This is a genomic window from Salinivibrio kushneri (genome assembly GCF_027286325.1).
Lineage (GTDB): Bacteria > Pseudomonadota > Gammaproteobacteria > Enterobacterales > Vibrionaceae > Salinivibrio > Salinivibrio kushneri_A.
The window spans coordinates 1,841,198-1,858,051 of the sequence record NZ_CP114588.1 but is presented as its reverse complement, the minus strand read 5'-3'; the positions used below and the strand labels follow the sequence as shown (position 1 = coordinate 1,858,051).

Genomic DNA, 16,854 nt, shown 5'->3' with positions numbered 1-16,854 from the left:
TTATTAGTTGATGAAATCGCGGCTTTGTAAGTCACACCCTTGGGCACTACACATCAAGACAGAGCCGTGATCATACCAGTCGCCTAACACAATCCGTTGGTACGCGGTGCCGTGTTGGTGCCACTGATGAATATGAGGGCGGTGAGTATGGCCGTGAATCATGTTAACCACCCCCGCGTTATCCAACTGGCGCTGCACTTCTTGTGGCGTCACATCCATGATGGTGGATGACTTTTGCTGGTTGGCATTGGCACTGCCTGCGCGCATTTTGGCCGCAATCTTACGGCGCCATGTTAGCGGCAAGCACAAAAAGAGTCGCTGTAACCAGCGCTGGTGGACTTTGCGGCGAAACGCCTGGTAGTCAACATCCTCTAGGCACAAGGTATCCCCGTGCAAGATAAGGGTAGGGGTGCCATATAAATCAATGCACTCAAGCTCGTTTAACAGGGTTACGCCGGTTTCTTTGGCAAAGCGTTGACCAATTAAAAAATCGCGATTGCCATGAATAAAATACACCGGCACGCCGCGCTCCGTCACCGCAGAAAAGGCGGCTTTGATTTGTTGGTGGAATGGGCTTTTGTCGTCATCGCCAATCCACACCTCAAATAAATCTCCCAACACATAAAGGGCGTCGGCGTTTATCGCCTCTTCCTGCATAAAACGCTCAAAGCAGTCGGTAATATCTTGCCGTGTTGGGCTTAAATGGAGATCGGCTATAAAGAGGGTATGAGACATGCGTTGGCTTTATCAGTAATACAAACGGGCCGCTATTAAAAAGAAAGGGTAGCCTTGGCTACCCTTGCTCGATAGTGTCATCTTAGTCTTCAATAGTCACGCTATTGATCAACACTTCTTCGACCGGCACGTCTTGGTGAACATAACCCCAGTTACCGGTGGCAACGCCTTTGATCTTGTTGACCACATCCATGCCCTCAACCACTTCGGCAAACACACAGTAGCCCCAGCCATCTGGTGTCTTAGCTTTGTGATCCAGAAACAGGTTATCGTTCACATTGATAAAAAACTGTGAACTCGCTGAATGGGGTTCCATGGTGCGAGCCATCGACAAGCGGCCTGTCAGGTTGCTTAAACCGTTGTCCGCTTCGTTTTTAATCGGCGCACGGGTTGCTTTTTCTTCCATGCCAGAGGCCATGCCACCGCCTTGGACCATAAAGCCGTCAATCACGCGGTGGAACAGGGTTCCGTCGTAAAAGCCGTCACGGCAGTATTGTAAAAAGTTCTCGACCGTGGCCGGTGCTTCGTCTGCAAACATGCGAAGTTTGATGTCACCGAACGTGGTATGAAGAGTCACCATGATGTAATCCTGTCATTGGCTTGGCTAAAAAGGATCACAGATTTTAGCCGAAAGTATTCGCTGATCAAGCAAAGATCCCCTGGATGTGGAATTAATCATCATTCCTGTCCCCTTCACTGACCTCTAAGCGACGCCGAAGTGATTACGACGCAGGCTCTACATGCGCGAGCAACTTTTTAAGCAACACCGCGAGCTCGGCTTGCTCGTCGGCGGTGAGGCCAGCCAAGAGCTGGTGTAAGTTGTTGGTATGATCGGTCACTGCATCATCAATTAAATCCATGCCCGCCGCTGTCAGTGACACATAAACGCCACGGCGGTCGTTGGGATCCGGGCTCCGAGACACCAAGCCTTTCTGTTCGAGGCGATCAATTCGGTTGGTCATCGCGCCTGAGGTGAGCATCAGGGCATCGAGCAGCTGGTTGGGGGTTAATGTGTAAGGTGTGCCTGCACGACGCAGTGAGGCCAGCACATCGAACTCGCCAGGATTAAGGTTATATTGGCCAAATACCTGCTGCAGTTTGGGATTGATATTGCCCAAAACCCGCGCGAGACGGCCAGTGATTGCCATCGGGCTGGGATCGATATCCGGGCGCTCGTCGTGCCATTGACGCAAAATGAGGTCAACTTTGTCTTCTTGAGGAGCGGAAGGGGTTGCGTTATCAGTCATGATTCTGCCACATCGGTTAGTCTCAATAAGATCGGTCAGTGCCAATCAGTCTGAGGGCCAGTTTGCCCAATAAATACTTATCGATAAAGATTCTTTACAGGAAAATAAATCAAGTTTGTCGACAAGCTCAAGCAATAAGGGTGGTTTCAATAATAAGTTGTGAACCCAGTCTGGATGTGTTGCTGGGCATCGCGGGCGTGAGAGGCTTGCGTCAAGCCAGTAGAAAAGGTGTAATAGCCGCTTCACCTTACTCATTGTCACTATTGTAACGAGTCATCAAATAATTATGTCGACGCAAATCCCCCCGTTAAAGATCTACAACTCACTGACGCGAGATAAAGCTGTCTTTCAACCCATCACGCCGGGAAAAATTGGCATGTATGTGTGTGGGGTGACAATTTACGATCTCTGTCATATTGGTCACGGGCGTACCTTTGTTTCGTTTGACATGATTGCGCGCTACTTGCGCTACTTGGGCTTTGATTTAACCTTTGTTCGCAACATCACGGATATCGATGACAAGATCATCAAGCGTGCAGCGGAAAATGGCGAGAGCTGTGATGCATTGACCGAGCGTTTGATCGGTGAAATGTATCAAGATTTTGACGCCTTAAACATGGCGCGTCCGGACATCGAGCCACGCGCGACCGACTACATCGACGAAATCATCGCTCTGGTAGAAAAGTTGATTGAGCGTGGCTTCGCGTATGTCGCGGATAATGGCGATGTGATGTTTGAAGTGGCCAAATTTGACGATTACGGCAAGCTGTCAAAGCAAGATCTCGACCAGCTGCAAGCAGGCGCCCGCGTTGACGTTGAGACAGCTAAGCGCAGCCCCCTCGACTTTGTGGTGTGGAAAATGTCCAAACCTGGCGAGCCGACCTGGGAGTCGCCTTGGGGGCCAGGCCGCCCTGGCTGGCACATTGAGTGCTCGGCAATGAACTCTGCGATCTTGGGCGAACATTTTGATATTCATGGTGGTGGCTCTGATTTGCAGTTCCCGCACCACGAGAACGAAATTGCCCAATCTTGCTGCGCCCATGACACCCCATATGTTAACACCTGGATGCATAGCGGCATGGTGATGGTTGATCGTGAAAAGATGTCCAAATCCTTAGGGAACTTTTTCACCATCCGTGACGTGTTAGCACACTATGACGCAGAAACTGTGCGTTACTTCCTGCTTTCAGGTCATTATCGCAGCCAGTTGAACTACAGCGATGAGAACCTCAATCAAGCCCGTTCAGCACTTGAGCGTCTGTACACCTCGCTTCGCGGTTTAGATACTCAGGCCGTACCTGCTGGTGGCGATGAATACGTGGCACGCTTTGAAGCGGTGATGAACGATGACTTCAACACCCCAGAAGCCTATTCGGTGCTATTCGATATGGCCCGCGAGATTAACCGTTTACGTGGCGATGATTTGGCAGCGGCATCCGCACTGGGTGCGCAAATGCGCAAGTTAGCCTCGATTCTTGGTTTGCTCGAGCAAGATGCCGATAGCTTCTTGCAAGGCGATGTAGGGGCTGATAATGAAGTGGCTGAAATCGAGGCGCTCATTCAAAAACGGAACGATGCCCGCAAAGCCAAAGACTTTGCCACCGCTGATGCCGCGCGTGATGCGCTTACCGCGATGGGCATTGTGCTGGAAGACGGCCCGCAAGGCACCACTTGGCGCCGTAAATAAGCGACTGTTTATTTATCAATAAGCCACAAAAAACGGAGCCGACTAGCTCCGTTTTTTGTTATCGGTATCTCGTGCTTTCACGCAAAGCGACTGCCAAGCCACTCAGCGTGAAGCCGGTGTTACAGCCCAGGTGTGACCACGCGTTTATCGGCTTCCGGCAGCTCACTGCCGCAATGCTTACAAAATGAGGCGTCGGACTCATGGCCGCTTTTTGAGCAGTTAGGGCATTTTACTAAGTTGCGATGCAGCGACATCTGCTGACCGATTTCAGCAGTGATGATCCCAGTAGGTACGGCAATAATCGAATAGCCCATCAACATGGTGAAAGACGCGAGCGCCTTGCCAATATCGGTTTGCGGCACAATATCACCATAGCCGACCGTAGTGAGGGTGACGATCGCCCAATAGATTGCATAGGGAATACTGGTAAAACCATTCTCAGGCCCTTCAATCACGTACATAAGTGCGCCGAACACGGTGACCAGGATTGCCACAGAGAAAAAGAAAATCATCACCTTTCGCGACGATAGCATCATCGAGCGTAACAAGATGTTGGAGTCTTCCAAAAAACGCATTAACCTCAGGACACGAAAGATGCGTAAAACTCGCAACAGGCGCACCACCATCAGGTAAGTGGTGCCTGGGACAAAAATCGCGATATAGGTCGGTAGGATAGCCAGCAAATCTACCACACCATAAAAGCTACGCGCGTAAGCAGAGGGGCGCGGAGAGCAGTAAAGGCGCAGTACATACTCGATGGTAAAGATGCCGGTAAAGCCCCATTCAATCCAATAGAGCCATTGCGACCATTTAGCGTGAAAGCTAGCGATGGATTCCAGCATCAACACCACCATCGAGGCCAAGATCATCACAATCAGCACCAAATCAAACGCTTTCCCGTGCTTCGTCTCGGTGCCAAAGATGGTGGTGTATAGGTAATGTTGAAGACGGCTTTGTGACTTATTCATTCGCTTACCTTGCTAAATACTTTCCGTTGTTGAGCCGAAAAAAACCGGCACTGCAACTGCCTGCGTGCCGGTTTGTAATCTCTACGCGCTGAGGGATCTTACTGCGCGTTCAGTTAAGGCCAGGGAATAAAGCGCGCATGCCAGAGGCGATAAACTCAATCCCGAGGGAACCAAGGATCAGGCCCATTATCCGCGTAATAACGTTGATACCCGTTTGGCCTAAAAATTTCACCACTGCAGGGCCGACTTTAAATAATCCCCAAATCCCCGCGGAGAACAGCACTAGGGTGGTGATGAGTGTAATCGTACTCCATGTAGCGGGATATTGAGAGCCATACACAATGGTTGAGCTGATCGCACCTGGCCCCGCGAGCAGCGGCATCGCCAGCGGTACCACGCCCACTTGTTCGCGGCTAATGGTCTCGGATTGTTCCTGTTTGTTTTGCTTACCTTCCCCCAACTTACCGTTCATCATGGTAAAAGCGATACTGAGCAGCAACATGCCACCGGCCACCCTAAAAGAGTCGAGTGAGATACTGAATAAATCCAGCAACATCTGACCGGCAAGCAGGGAAACAATCAAGATCACCGCCACCGCGATGGCGGCGGTATATGCCGTACGGTTTCGTTCTTGCTTATCAAGATGTACGGTGAGGGTGACAAAAACGGGCATGATACCGATAGGGTTAACAGCGGCAAAAAGCCCGACAAAAAACTGCACAAAAATCATGGTGTCAAAAGCGGCCATGTTGACTCTCGTAATGCTGTGAGGAAGTCCAGTTTCTCTCGGGTTTAATCAATGGCGCCAGTATAGCGATATCAGTTTAAAAACCAACCACTCAGCCATGTATTTTCTGCATGCAATGGTTGCACGTTTTGAACCAACTGAAGATGGCCAATGCAAACAAGTTGTCGCCATGCAAGTTTCGCACGGCAAACTATACTGAGGGTCGGTGTCGTGGACATAAACAACCGTCTTCGGGCGTTTTGTTGAAATTTACATACAGTATCGACGTGTAGACGTGTCTTATTGTGTAAACCATATGTTACTATGATGAAAATTTTAGACACATATATTCTGTGCTACAAAAATATTAAACCCAGTAACTGTGGGGGTTAAGCGTAAAGTTTATTGCGGTTGATTTGATAACAACTGATCGAGATCAAGTTACTCACGCTGTGAAAACTTATACTCAGTTTTGAAAGTTATTTACTAAATGTCACGCACCGAATAGCGACACTAACCAAAGATAAACATGGCTTAGTAAGCAAAGACGCTGCGGCAAGCAATTACTAAATGATTTTCAAATATGAACCAGGAGACGACTATGCCTGTCACTAATATTGCTGAACTCAACGCGATGGTTGAGCGTGTCAAAAAGGCACAAAAAGAATTTGCGACCTATTCACAGGAGCAAGTAGATAAGATCTTCCGTGCCGCATCACTGGCTGCAAACAACGCGCGTATCCCACTGGCGAAACAAGCGGTTGAAGAGTCGGGCATGGGTATCCTCGAAGACAAGGTTATCAAAAACCACTTCGCCTCTGAGTTCATCTACAACAAATACAAAGACGACAAAACCTGCGGCATTCTGGAAGAGAATGACGAATTCGGCACCATGACTATCGCCGAACCTGTTGGCCTTATCTGCGGTATCGTGCCAACCACTAACCCAACGTCTACTGCGATTTTCAAATCACTGATCTCACTGAAAACGCGTAACGGTATTATCTTCTCGCCACACCCACGTGCGAAAAACTCTACCAATGATGCGGCGAAACTGGTTCTTGATGCCGCCGTGGCTGCGGGCGCACCAAAAGACATTATCGGCTGGATTGACCAACCCTCGGTTGAGCTTTCTAACGCACTGATGAAGCACGACGACATTAACCTGATTCTCGCAACTGGTGGCCCCGGCATGGTGAAAGCCGCTTATTCATCAGGTAAACCAGCCATTGGTGTTGGTGCAGGTAACGTCCCTGTGGTTATCGACGAAACCGCTGACATTAAACGTGCTGTTGCGTCTGTGCTGATGTCCAAAACCTTCGATAACGGTGTCGTGTGTGCGTCAGAGCAAGCGGTTATCGTGATGGACGAAGTCTACGACGAAGTCAAAGAGCGTTTTGCTTCTCACAAGGCTTACGTTCTGAGTAAAGCTGAAGCGGACAAAGTCCGTAAAGTTATCTTGATTAACGGTAACCTAAACGCGGATATCGTGGGTCAACCTGCCACTAAGATTGCCGACATGGCCGGTGTAAGCGTGCCATCAGACACTAAAATCTTGATTGGTGAAGGCCTAGAAATCAGCATTGAAGAAGAGTTTGCGCACGAAAAACTGTCTCCAACCTTGGGTATGTTCCGTGCCAAGAGCTTCGAGCACGCTGTCGATATGGCATGCAAAATGGTGGAAATGGGCGGTATCGGCCACACGTCTGGTTTATACACCAACCAAGACGTTAACCAAGACCGTATCAAGTACTTCGGTGACCGCCTGAAAACGGCTCGTATCCTAGTCAATATTCCAACCACGCACGGCGGTATCGGTGACTTGTATAACTTCAACGTTGCACCGTCACTGACATTGGGCTGTGGCTCATGGGGTGGTAACTCAATTTCTGAGAACGTTGGGCCTAAACACCTGATGAACAAGAAAACTGTTGCGAAGCGAGCTGAGAATATGCTGTGGCACAAACTACCAAAATCTATCTACTTCCGTCGCGGCAGCTTGCCAATCGCACTGAGTGACTTGGAAGACAAGAAACGCGCAATGATCGTGACTGACCGCTTCCTGTTTAACAACGGTTACTCAGAGCAAATTGAGTCAATGCTTAAAGCGCAAGGTATGGATGTGAACACCTTCTTCGAAGTAGAAGCGGATCCAACGTTAAGCGTCGTGCGCAAAGGCGCGGAAGCGATGAAGAGCTTCCAGCCAGACGTGATTATTGCCCTTGGTGGTGGTTCACCAATGGACGCAGCGAAAATCATGTGGGTGATGTATGAGCATCCGCAAACCGCCTTTGAAGAGCTTGCAATGCGCTTTATGGACATCCGTAAACGTATCTACAAGTTCCCGAAAATGGGTAAAAAGGCCGAATTGGTTTGTGTGACAACCACATCAGGTACCGGTTCAGAAGTAACGCCATTTGCGGTTGTCACCGACGACGAAACTGGGGCGAAATACCCACTGGCCGACTACGAGCTGACACCACAGATGGCGATTGTTGATGCCAACTTGGTGATGAACATGCCGAAGTCTCTGACAGCCTTTGGTGGTTACGATGCGATTACCCACGCATTGGAAGCTTATGTGTCTATTCTTTCTAACGAGTATTCAGAAGGACAAGCACTGCAAGCGCTGAAACTGCTGAAAGACTATCTGCCAGCGAGCTATGCACACGGTGCGAACGACCCAATTGCACGTGAGAAAGTGCACAATGGTGCCACCATTGCCGGTGTCGCGTTTGCTAACGCCTTCTTGGGTGTGTGTCACTCAATGGCGCACAAAATCGGTGCTGAGTTCCACTTGCCACACGGCTTGGCGAACGCATTGCTGATTTCCAACGTGGTACGTTTCAACGCTAACGATAACCCGACTAAGCAAACCGCTTTCTCGCAGTACGACCGCCCACAAGCACGTCGTCGCTATGCAGAAATTGCTGACCATCTTGGTCTGGCGCAAGATGGCGACCGTACGGCGCAGAAGATTGAGCGTTTGCTAGCATGGCTTGAAGAAATGAAGCTGAAATTGGATATCCCTGTCTCTATTCAGGCAGCCGGTGTACCAGAAGCGGACTTCATGGCGAAACTGGATGAGCTTGCGGAAGAAGCGTTTGACGACCAATGTACTGGCGCGAACCCACGCTACCCACTGATTAAAGAGCTGAAAGAAGTGCTGGTCGCGTCTTACTACGGTAAGCCTTACGTAGAGGGTGAAACCTTCGAAGGCACTACGGTAATCAAAAAGAAAGCCGACCAACCTGCAGCGGCGCCAACTAAAGCGGCGAAAGCTGAGAAGAAAGACGAAAAAGCAGACGCCTAATTTAACCTAGGTAACTGCTTAACGATAAAGACCCGCTCCGGCGGGTCTTTTTGTATTTGAGAGATCTGACCCGCTACCCACTCGCCTCTAGTAACCGGCCGTTGAAAGAATCGTTGGACACGATGTATTCGGCATTGCGAATAAATTCATCATCCATACCGCTACTCGCCTGGTGGCGATGGCGTGGAACGATACCGCCCACGCGGATCTTAAGCGCTGATAGCTCTTTGGCCCATCGTTGAGTTAAGCCACCAATCATGGCATTGGCAACGGTGTCAGGCGTGAGGTGGGTTCCAGCGACATTGATGATTACTCCAGGTGTGCCGCGTTGCTGCATGCATTCAGCCGCACGCTGAACCACCAGAAAATATTTTGAGGTGGTATCGCTGAGTGTTTTTGGGGTGTCCCATTGATTATTGCTGTCAAAAAGCTTAGGCAGAATATCGCCTTGCCAGTGATTGATCAGTACATCAATCCCACCAAAAAGCTGAGTAACTTGCGTGAACGCATCGCGAATTGAATCAGGCTCATTGTTGGCCAAGCAAATCGGTTGGACACTACCTGAGTAGGCGCGACATTGATCGGCACTTAAACGCAGTGCTGGCCACTCGGTATCGAGTAAAACCACGTTTGCGCCCAGTGAGCAAAAGTGTTCAGCCATGGCTCGTCCAGACGGTGAGCCCCCTGCGGTAATGACGACCACTGCGCTATCGATCTTCATGAGACTTTCCTCAACCTTATCAGCCTATTAAATCAGCCTGATGCGTTTATTTACCCAAGCAAACCACGTGAAAGTGACAGCTTACTCACACCTTATCCAAGCATGGGAGTGTAATACTGGACCATAAATACGAGGACTGCGAAAAAAAGACTCAAAACGTCCGGTGGAATGGCAAAAAGATTATCGGGAATCTATAGAGGATCACAGTTTGATAAAGGATCAATAAATGTCATCAAGATCGACTTGCGATCTGACGCATTATGCGCTCACACGCATTTTATCGAAGCAATGCGAGGTGGTGAGCTTTTCGTACAAAGTGGCCGGGTTGTAAGCAGGGCGCTTGGGCTCTGTATCCGCTAAATGACGGCGCTCGTGGCCTGATAAATTATGATAGACCGCCTCATCAAACCCATGTGTGCCTTGAGGAGGGTAGTGCATTGCCGCGGGGGCGAGCTGGAAGCGGAGGTTAGCACTTGCCAGTCCGCCGCGGTGAAAGGCATCGGCTTGTGCGCCGGCACGCAAATAGTCTTGCTCATTGCTCGCGGCCAAAGGTTGCGGCTCAGCCAGCTGGAACTGCTGGCGGAGCACCTGGTCATTGCTGACTGGCTTATCGACGGGAGTCAGCGGGGTTGACTCGTTGGCATCACCCGACAGTAAGGCCACCATCAGGGCAAAGTCGGAACGACGGCCTTGTACCACCGCATGGTTTAGGTTGTCCCCAAACTGAACGTCGCTAATTAGCTGCGCTTTGTCGATGGTATGAACTGTCACTGTGGTTACCCTAGTTATGACGTGGTCGATAATAGTGATAACTAGGGTATCGGCAGCGAGGGTAAAACTTTAACGTTTTTTATTTTATCCTACGCGTACCTATGCGGCCTTGTGCTCTACGGCACATTAGCCTGCTTGGGCGAGCCGAGGCTGCAAGGAGCGCGTGCTTTGGCCAGCAAAATGTTGCATTGAAAACGCCACCCGGTCTTCCGGTAGAGGTGGGTAGCGACAAGGCGGCAGTGATTCAATCAGATCAAGGCGAGGCAATAGGCCACAGCCGTTAGCGATTTGAATGGCGAGGCCTGGGCGGGCATTGAGCTCCAACACCATCGGACCTTTTTCTTTATCCAAAACCATATCGGTACCCATATAACCCAAGTCTGTCATCTCCCACGCGCTGGCGGCGAGGGTAAGCAGCTGCTGCCAGTGAGGCACTTTCAGGGTATAGAGATCTTGGTGAGTATCGGGGTGGTGGGTAATAGGGCGATTAAACTGCACCGCTTTCAATGCTTTACCTGTAGCAATGTCTAAGCCAACACCGACGGCACCTTGGTGTAAGTTAGCTTTGCCATCAGACGCCGATGTCGATAAGCGCATCATCGCCATCACGGGATAACCTTGAAAGACAATCACCCGAATGTCGGGCACGCCCTCGTAACTGAAGCCTTGAAAACTATCATCAAACGCAATCAAGTTTTCGACCACCGCCACATCGGCTTTACCTCCGAGCGAAAACAGGCCTGCCAAGGTATTGGTGATATGGCGCTCCACATCATTATGGCTGACCGCTTTCCCCGAAGCTTTGGTATAGACACCTTGGTGGTTTTTTGTCACGACTAAGATGCCTTTTCCGCCAGAGCCCTGTGCAGGCTTAATCACAAAACCAGGCCAGTTGGCGACCATAGCGTGGATGCGTTTGACATCTGCTTGGCTGTCAATCACGCCAATCAGCTCAGGCACCGTGGCACCGGCTTGTTGGGCGATGAGTTTGGTTTGTAGTTTGTCATCAACCAGCGGGTACAAACGCCGGTCATTGTAACGACCGATATAGCGTATGTTGCGTTGGTTCATGCCCATGATCCCCGCTTGGTTGAGCCGAAACGGGGAGGCTAATTTATCGAGAAGTGCGCGCATCATCCCCTCCCGACGTTGGTGCCAACCCGAGCGGTTTGTCACTTGGCTCTGCTAAGGGACGAAAGCGCTTGAGCTCCGACAAGCGATAGCCCGTGTAATTACCCAGAAGCAAGATTAGGGCGAGGATCACCAACTGCAGGCCAATAAAATTAAAGGTGAGATGGCGAATCAGATCATTGGTCATCGCTAAATACACCAACACCGCAGTCAGCAGTGAGCCACCGCCTTGAATGACCACTTCCTTTGCCCCTTCTTCTTCCCACAAAATCGACATTCGCTCGATGGTCCACGACAAAATGATCATCGGGAAGAAGGTAATGGTGAGTCCTTCCATTAAACCAATATGGAAGGCAATCACGCTAAAGACGGAAATAATCAGAATAACGGTGATAATCACTGCCGATATTCGTGCTACCAAGAGTAAATTGAGTCGGGATAAGTAGCTTCTGATCACCAGCCCCGTGCCAACAATCAGCACAAAACCAACAATACCGGTAATGAGCTGGGTCTGGACAAAGGCAACCGCAATGAGCACTGGCATAAAGGTGCCAGAGGTTTTGAGCCCCACAATCACTCGCAAGAACACCACGATGAGCGCACCAATCGGGATCAGCATGATGGTTTTGAACATCGCCTGCTCTTCGATGGGTAAGCTATGAATCGAGAAGTTGAGCAAATCGTCAGCGGAGACTTTGGCGGACGTTGCCTGTTGCGGACTGATATCTTGCGAGATAATAGAAAAGTGCACCTGACTATGCTCGCCACCGATCACTTCTAACAGGGGCCCACCATGTTGGTTCCAAAGCAAGATGTTATCGTGATGGCCATTTTGGCCGCTCACCAAGTCAAACAAGTGCCAGCGGCTGTCTTGCCATACTTGCAGCATGGGAGAAATGCTTTGCCGGCGCCGGCCATCCTCAAGCTCTAAACCGCCTACCACGCGCGCGTGAATATCTTCAAGGGCCAGGGTTTTGCGCAAGGCGTCGGGTTTATCCAGCGTATTGAGCAGCAGGGCCGCGTTTTGACTATCAGGGCTATTAAGCTGCTTGATCAACTCGCGGGTCAGGGTAATGTTATCGGCAGAGCGAGCACGAGCACGGTCAAGCAGCGCGAGTGCGGCATTTTTAGCCGCATTATCCATGACAGGGGTCGCCACCACCTGATCCTCTGGAGGGGTCATGGTGTAGCGCGCGCTGTCATCGACCAGCATCTGGTTTTTAAAATAAAGGGTTTGTTCACCACTGGCATGGCGTGCCGACCACTGTCCTTGGCGGCCATGCTCTGTATCGAGTAAAGAAAACCCGTAGCCTGCTGATGAGGTGCTTTCATCAATCAGTGTCAGACCGGGTTGGCTATCTGGTGCAGCCAAACTGACTTTGACCGGCCCGTTGGTGGCATCAAAATTGATTCTTGCCTCGATTTGCCACACTTGGCGCGTTTCATCCGCCAGCCATGGCACGCCATAGACAAAATGACGGTAGGCACTGAGTGCGATGCCAGCCACGACCAAAAAGCCAATCAAAAAATAAAAAGGAACCCGTGAAACCATATCGATTACCTATTTGTTGGGGGCGTCGTCATCGCCTGGTTCCGTTGGCGTGTCCGGCTGATATTGCGGGTGAATGTGCACTTGGCTGACATCAACCACCGCCAAGTCTTTAAAAAATTCGCGGCCGAGCAGCACTGGGTATTCCATGTTGGTGCGATCGGCTAGGGTGAATTCGGTTTTTTCATGGATGTTACCGACGCGGATCCAGGCTTCTACCACCGGGCGACGCTCGGTGCTATCGCTCGATGACTGACGGATGCGCACCCAGCGTTTCACCGGCATTTCCATGATCACTGGCTGATCATTGTTTTCGCTATGGTTGACGTTGAATTTGACCCAGGTGTCGCCATCACGCTCAAACTCTTGGATATCAACCGCATTGAGTGAAGAGGTTTCGGCACCGGTGTCAACACGGGATTGAAAGGTGTTTTCGACCGCATCAAACCAGACAAACTCGCGTCCACCGAGAATAACCTTGCCGTCGTTAACCGGGACTCTCACCACTTTTTCTTTCACCTTTACATCAGCGGTGTCGGTTGCCACGTTAGCGTACAGTTTGGCCTGCGTGCGTTGGATGACCGACAGCTGGCTCTCAAGTGCCGTGACTTTATCAGACAACTGGTTGAGTGCTGTGCCATGCTGAGTGAAGGTCTCGGTGAGCGCTTGCTGTTGTTGCTGGCTTTGGGCTGCCAGGTTATCAAATTTGTTGAGCGTTTCTTGATGTTGGTGCTGCGAGGTCAATGTGCAGCCGGACACCGTAAGTAAAAGCGCACTGATCAGTGAGCAACGAAATAGCATCTAAATCTCCACAGCATAAGAAGGATTGCGGCTAGCCATGTCACAGGCAGTAGCGCCCTGATGGCGACGGCGAGAGCAAATTCTAAAGGATGCGACAAAGATGGGTAGGGGGACTCTGTCAAATGTTAGTCAGAATTGACTAAATGCTGATTTAATCGACGGTAATAAAGCAAAGCCGTTAGCAAACAAGCACTCAAGCGGTGAAATAAAACGCAGCGCTCAATACAAGCATCGCGATTGCGAGCGTAACGTCAGGGCGGGGTGGGTGCCAGGTAAAGATACTTCAACCCCGCCGCCAATCGGAGGATGACTGGCGGTGGTGTTGTTTTCAGACCCAGCAAGTTAGTCTGGGTTACGAGCCACTAAGATAGCGCGTTTAGGGGCCGGATACCCTTCGATGGTTTGCGCGGGGTCATCTGGGTTGAGGTACTCAGGCAGCGAGTTATGGGTCATCCATTCGGTACTGCGCTGCTCATCCGTGGTGGTGACGCACTCGTCGACAATATGCACATCGACAAATCCTACTTTTTCTAGCCAAACTTTTAACGCACGCGCGGACGGGAAAAAGTAGACGTTGCGCATTTGTGCATAGCGACTGGTTGGCACCAACACCGCGTTTTCATCACCATCGATTACCAAGGTTTCCAGCACCAGCTCGCCATCTTTACGCAACTGATCTTTGAGTTGCATCAGATGATCGAGAGGAGAGCGGCGGTGATACAACACACCCATGCTGAACACGGTGTCGAATGCGCGCAGCGCTGGCAGTTTTTCAATCCCTAAAGGTAACAGGTGCGCACGCTGATCGTTGCCCATCAAGCGACGAATGGCATCGAATTGCATCAAAAAGAGCTCGGACGGGTCAATGCCCACTGTCAGTGCGGCTTCTTCGCCCAACATGCGCCACATGTGGTAGCCATTGCCGCAACCGACATCAAGCACATACCGCCCTTTTAGCGGCGAGATATGCGGGAGTACGCGATCCCACTTCCAATCTGAGCGCCATTCGGTATCAATATCAATGCCGTGTACCTGGTACGGGCCTTTACGCCAAGGGTGCAAGGTGCGCAATAAGTTTTCTAATTTTTTGCGCTCGCCATCAGGCAAGCTACCGTCATCACCAATACGCACCGCGTCTTTCAGTTCAACCGTCTCGGGCGCGGTGGTTGGGATCTTGTGCAGCACTTTTATCCACTTAGGCATATCGCCATGGGGCTGGTTTTGCCAGTCAGCTAATTGCGCTGGCAACACCTCGAGCCAATGACTCAGGCGGTTTTTAGCAATCAGCTGATAAAAATCGGAAAAATCAAACATCAGATTACTCGTACTGTCAGGTTGGTCTTACTTAATCGCCAGCATTGAACCAAAATTAAAACACTGGAACCACATAGCGACGCTGCTAAAGCCAATGGCATTAAGTCGCGCTTGGTGGGTGGCAATACTGTCTGGGCGCATCACATTCTCAAGTGCACTGCGCTTTTGGCTGATCTCAAGCTCGCTATAGCCATTGGCGCGCTTAAAGTCGTGGTGTAAGTCGATGAGTAACTCATTGGCGGTGTCATCTTCAAAGCGATACTTCTCGGATAAAATCAGGATCCCGCCAGGTTTTAAGCCTTGGTAAATGCGAGTGAGTAGGGCTTGGCGGTCATCAGGGCTTAAAAACTGTAGGGTAAAATTAAGCACTACCATCGACGCATTGGTTATCTCGACATCGCGAATGTCAGCCTCACGCACCTCAACATCGGCGGCGCCGCGATACGCATTAACATGTAGGCGGCAACGCTCAACCATGGCTTGTGAGTTATCCACCGCGATGATTTTGCAACTGTCATGAGGGATATGGCGGCGCATCGATAAAGTGGCTGCGCCTAATGAGCAGCCCAGATCGTAAATGTGACTGTCAGCGGTGGCAAAACGCTTGGCCAGCATGCCGATGGCCGAAATAATATTGCTGTAACCCGGCACGGAGCGCTGGATCATATCCGGGAACACTTCGGCGACATTCTCATCGAAGGTGAAATCGCCCATTTTTTCGATAGGCGCAGCGAAAATTTTATCCTGATTAGCCATGTAAGCCCCTACACATCAGCCAAGCTGGTAGGCTTTCGCGCGTGACGCGCGTAAACCCAGCCACAAAAGCGGCGTATTGTAGTGAATTTTTTTGCCCCTGTCTGCACGGTGACTGTGCCGCGTGGGGCGGATATTAAAACAATGCCCCTTGTTGGCTTTGCGCGGCGCGCGTGACGGAAGCCAGTGGCGTTGATAAATCAAGACGTTGGTATAACTGTGCGGCCAGTGCAGGGGCCTGATCGTTATCTGAGGTATGAATCATTAAATAGGGCGTTTTGCCCGCGGCTATCCATTTGGATAAGCGTGGGATCCACGGGTCAAAAAATGCGGTGTTCTCGGGCAAGTCTGGATGGCCGATAAAACGTATCATGGGGGCATCGCTGGTGGCGATGGCGTGCACGGGCACACGAGGCTTTTTCTTTTGCGCATCAATAATAGCAGGGGTATCGGGTTTAGCCGCAAATACTGGGCGGCTGTCCATGATCACGCGGTTGGCGTGATGATCGATCAACAGGCGGTTGAGCGCTTTCTCTGCCTCGCCTTTGGCAAAAAAGGCGGGGTGGCGCACCTCTACCCCAAGGGAAAACGCGCGGGGTAGTGATTCAAGAAATGCCGCTAAGCTTGCTAACCCCTCAGGGCCAAAACGCGCCGGTAGCTGAATCGTCCACTGACCAATATGGTTATGGAGCGGAGCCATCAGCTTGATAAAGTCAGCGGTTAAGTCCTGTGCATGACGCAGCTGGCATTGATGAGTAATGGTTTTAGGCAGCTTAAAGGTAAATTGAAAACTGTCTGGAATGGCGGCCGCCCAATTACTCACTGTTTGCGGCGACGGGGAGGCGTAAAAGGTCGTATTTCCTTCAACCGTGTTAAACACCTCGGCATAGCGGGCTAAACGCTCACCCGACTTTGTGCCTGGCGGGTAAAAATGATGCTGCCAACTAGGATGAGACCATTGTGTCAGCCCCAATCGTAAGGGCGGATTCAGGTCTTGGTGTAATAGGGATACCATGCCCGTAATGATGCCTTGCCAACCAATAGGTCACTAGCCTAAAAGGAATTGAACAAAAAAACTATCGGTTTTAAGCGCGATCGCTTTACCAAGAGCGGGGCTTTTCCTTTATAATGGCAGGC

14 protein-coding genes and 1 pseudogene are annotated in these 16,854 nt (G+C 50.7%); 2 read left to right on the top strand and 13 right to left on the bottom strand.

What is annotated here, in order from left to right:
- Positions 1-3 precede the first annotated feature (3 nt).
- The 3 genes from lpxH to N8M53_RS08750 all read right to left on the bottom strand — a co-directional run bounded on the left by lpxH (position 4) and on the right by N8M53_RS08750 (position 1,982).
- Positions 4-735, bottom strand: a complete 732-nt coding sequence (lpxH, locus tag N8M53_RS08760; protein WP_269578498.1) for a UDP-2,3-diacylglucosamine diphosphatase — start codon at positions 733-735, stop codon at positions 4-6.
- 82 nt (positions 736-817) lie between these two features.
- On the bottom strand, positions 818-1,315 hold the full coding sequence (locus N8M53_RS08755; protein ID WP_046075345.1) for a peptidylprolyl isomerase: 498 nt from the start codon (positions 1,313-1,315) through the stop codon (positions 818-820).
- A 142-nt stretch (positions 1,316-1,457) separates the two neighbouring features.
- Positions 1,458-1,982, bottom strand: a complete 525-nt coding sequence (locus tag N8M53_RS08750; protein ID WP_269578497.1) for a MarR family winged helix-turn-helix transcriptional regulator — start codon at positions 1,980-1,982, stop codon at positions 1,458-1,460.
- A gap of 286 nt (positions 1,983-2,268) precedes the next feature.
- Here N8M53_RS08750 and cysS point away from each other — a divergent pair, with 286 nt between their 5' ends.
- Positions 2,269-3,669 (top strand): cysteine--tRNA ligase, encoded by a 1,401-nt coding sequence (gene cysS / locus N8M53_RS08745; RefSeq protein ID WP_269578496.1) that lies wholly within the window; start codon positions 2,269-2,271, stop codon positions 3,667-3,669.
- A 119-nt stretch (positions 3,670-3,788) separates the two neighbouring features.
- Here the strand turns inward: cysS and N8M53_RS08740 are convergent, their stop codons facing one another.
- Positions 3,789-4,637: an ion transporter gene (locus N8M53_RS08740; protein WP_269578495.1), complete on the bottom strand. Its 849-nt coding sequence runs from the start codon at positions 4,635-4,637 to the stop codon at positions 3,789-3,791.
- Positions 4,638-4,746: 109 nt separating this feature from the next.
- Positions 4,747-5,385: a YchE family NAAT transporter gene (locus tag N8M53_RS08735; RefSeq protein WP_077599202.1), complete on the bottom strand. Its 639-nt coding sequence runs from the start codon at positions 5,383-5,385 to the stop codon at positions 4,747-4,749.
- A gap of 580 nt (positions 5,386-5,965) precedes the next feature.
- On the opposite strand from N8M53_RS08735, the gene adhE reads away from it, so the two are divergent.
- Positions 5,966-8,677, top strand: coding sequence for a bifunctional acetaldehyde-CoA/alcohol dehydrogenase (adhE, locus tag N8M53_RS08730; protein ID WP_269578494.1), 2,712 nt, complete (start codon positions 5,966-5,968; stop codon positions 8,675-8,677).
- A gap of 73 nt (positions 8,678-8,750) precedes the next feature.
- On the opposite strand, the gene N8M53_RS08725 is transcribed toward adhE, so the two are convergent.
- From N8M53_RS08725 to N8M53_RS08690, 8 genes and pseudogenes are all read right to left on the bottom strand, one after another.
- Entirely contained in the window at positions 8,751-9,398 is a 648-nt protein-coding gene (locus tag N8M53_RS08725) for an SDR family NAD(P)-dependent oxidoreductase (protein WP_269578493.1), read from the bottom strand.
- A 258-nt stretch (positions 9,399-9,656) separates the two neighbouring features.
- Complete coding sequence (locus N8M53_RS08720) at positions 9,657-10,169, bottom strand: VC2046/SO_2500 family protein (RefSeq protein ID WP_269578492.1); 513 nt, start codon at positions 10,167-10,169, stop codon at positions 9,657-9,659.
- A gap of 126 nt (positions 10,170-10,295) precedes the next feature.
- Complete coding sequence (locus N8M53_RS08715; RefSeq protein WP_269580016.1) at positions 10,296-11,303, bottom strand: alpha-L-glutamate ligase-like protein; 1,008 nt, start codon at positions 11,301-11,303, stop codon at positions 10,296-10,298.
- A 46-nt stretch (positions 11,304-11,349) separates the two neighbouring features.
- A pseudogene (locus N8M53_RS08710) lies at positions 11,350-12,852 on the bottom strand (inactive transglutaminase family protein); the annotation flags it as partial.
- Between the two features lie 9 nt (positions 12,853-12,861).
- Complete coding sequence (locus tag N8M53_RS08705) at positions 12,862-13,650, bottom strand: ATP-dependent zinc protease (RefSeq protein ID WP_077600659.1); 789 nt, start codon at positions 13,648-13,650, stop codon at positions 12,862-12,864.
- Between the two features lie 342 nt (positions 13,651-13,992).
- On the bottom strand, positions 13,993-14,964 hold the full coding sequence (gene cmoB, locus N8M53_RS08700) for a tRNA 5-methoxyuridine(34)/uridine 5-oxyacetic acid(34) synthase CmoB (RefSeq protein ID WP_269578491.1): 972 nt from the start codon (positions 14,962-14,964) through the stop codon (positions 13,993-13,995).
- 27 nt (positions 14,965-14,991) lie between these two features.
- Positions 14,992-15,720 (bottom strand): carboxy-S-adenosyl-L-methionine synthase CmoA, encoded by a 729-nt coding sequence (cmoA, locus tag N8M53_RS08695; protein ID WP_269578490.1) that lies wholly within the window; start codon positions 15,718-15,720, stop codon positions 14,992-14,994.
- Positions 15,721-15,853: 133 nt separating this feature from the next.
- A complete protein-coding gene (locus N8M53_RS08690; RefSeq protein ID WP_269578489.1) occupies positions 15,854-16,732 on the bottom strand; it encodes a DUF72 domain-containing protein in 879 nt (292 codons plus the stop codon).
- Positions 16,733-16,854 lie beyond the last annotated feature (122 nt).

Coding starts and splice junctions, on each gene's coding strand:
- lpxH (WP_269578498.1), bottom strand. CDS start 735: ATGTCTCATACCCTCTTTATAGCCGATCTCCATTTAAGCCCAACACGG.
- N8M53_RS08755 (WP_046075345.1), bottom strand. CDS start 1,315: ATGGTGACTCTTCATACCACGTTCGGTGACATCAAACTTCGCATGTTT.
- N8M53_RS08750 (WP_269578497.1), bottom strand. CDS start 1,982: ATGACTGATAACGCAACCCCTTCCGCTCCTCAAGAAGACAAAGTTGAC.
- cysS (WP_269578496.1), top strand. CDS start 2,269: ATGTCGACGCAAATCCCCCCGTTAAAGATCTACAACTCACTGACGCGA.
- N8M53_RS08740 (WP_269578495.1), bottom strand. CDS start 4,637: ATGAATAAGTCACAAAGCCGTCTTCAACATTACCTATACACCACCATC.
- N8M53_RS08735 (WP_077599202.1), bottom strand. CDS start 5,385: ATGGCCGCTTTTGACACCATGATTTTTGTGCAGTTTTTTGTCGGGCTT.
- adhE (WP_269578494.1), top strand. CDS start 5,966: ATGCCTGTCACTAATATTGCTGAACTCAACGCGATGGTTGAGCGTGTC.
- N8M53_RS08725 (WP_269578493.1), bottom strand. CDS start 9,398: ATGAAGATCGATAGCGCAGTGGTCGTCATTACCGCAGGGGGCTCACCG.
- N8M53_RS08715 (WP_269580016.1), bottom strand. CDS start 11,303: ATGCGCGCACTTCTCGATAAATTAGCCTCCCCGTTTCGGCTCAACCAA.
- N8M53_RS08705 (WP_077600659.1), bottom strand. CDS start 13,650: ATGCTATTTCGTTGCTCACTGATCAGTGCGCTTTTACTTACGGTGTCC.
- cmoB (WP_269578491.1), bottom strand. CDS start 14,964: ATGTTTGATTTTTCCGATTTTTATCAGCTGATTGCTAAAAACCGCCTG.
- cmoA (WP_269578490.1), bottom strand. CDS start 15,720: ATGGCTAATCAGGATAAAATTTTCGCTGCGCCTATCGAAAAAATGGGC.
- N8M53_RS08690 (WP_269578489.1), bottom strand. CDS start 16,732: ATGGTATCCCTATTACACCAAGACCTGAATCCGCCCTTACGATTGGGG.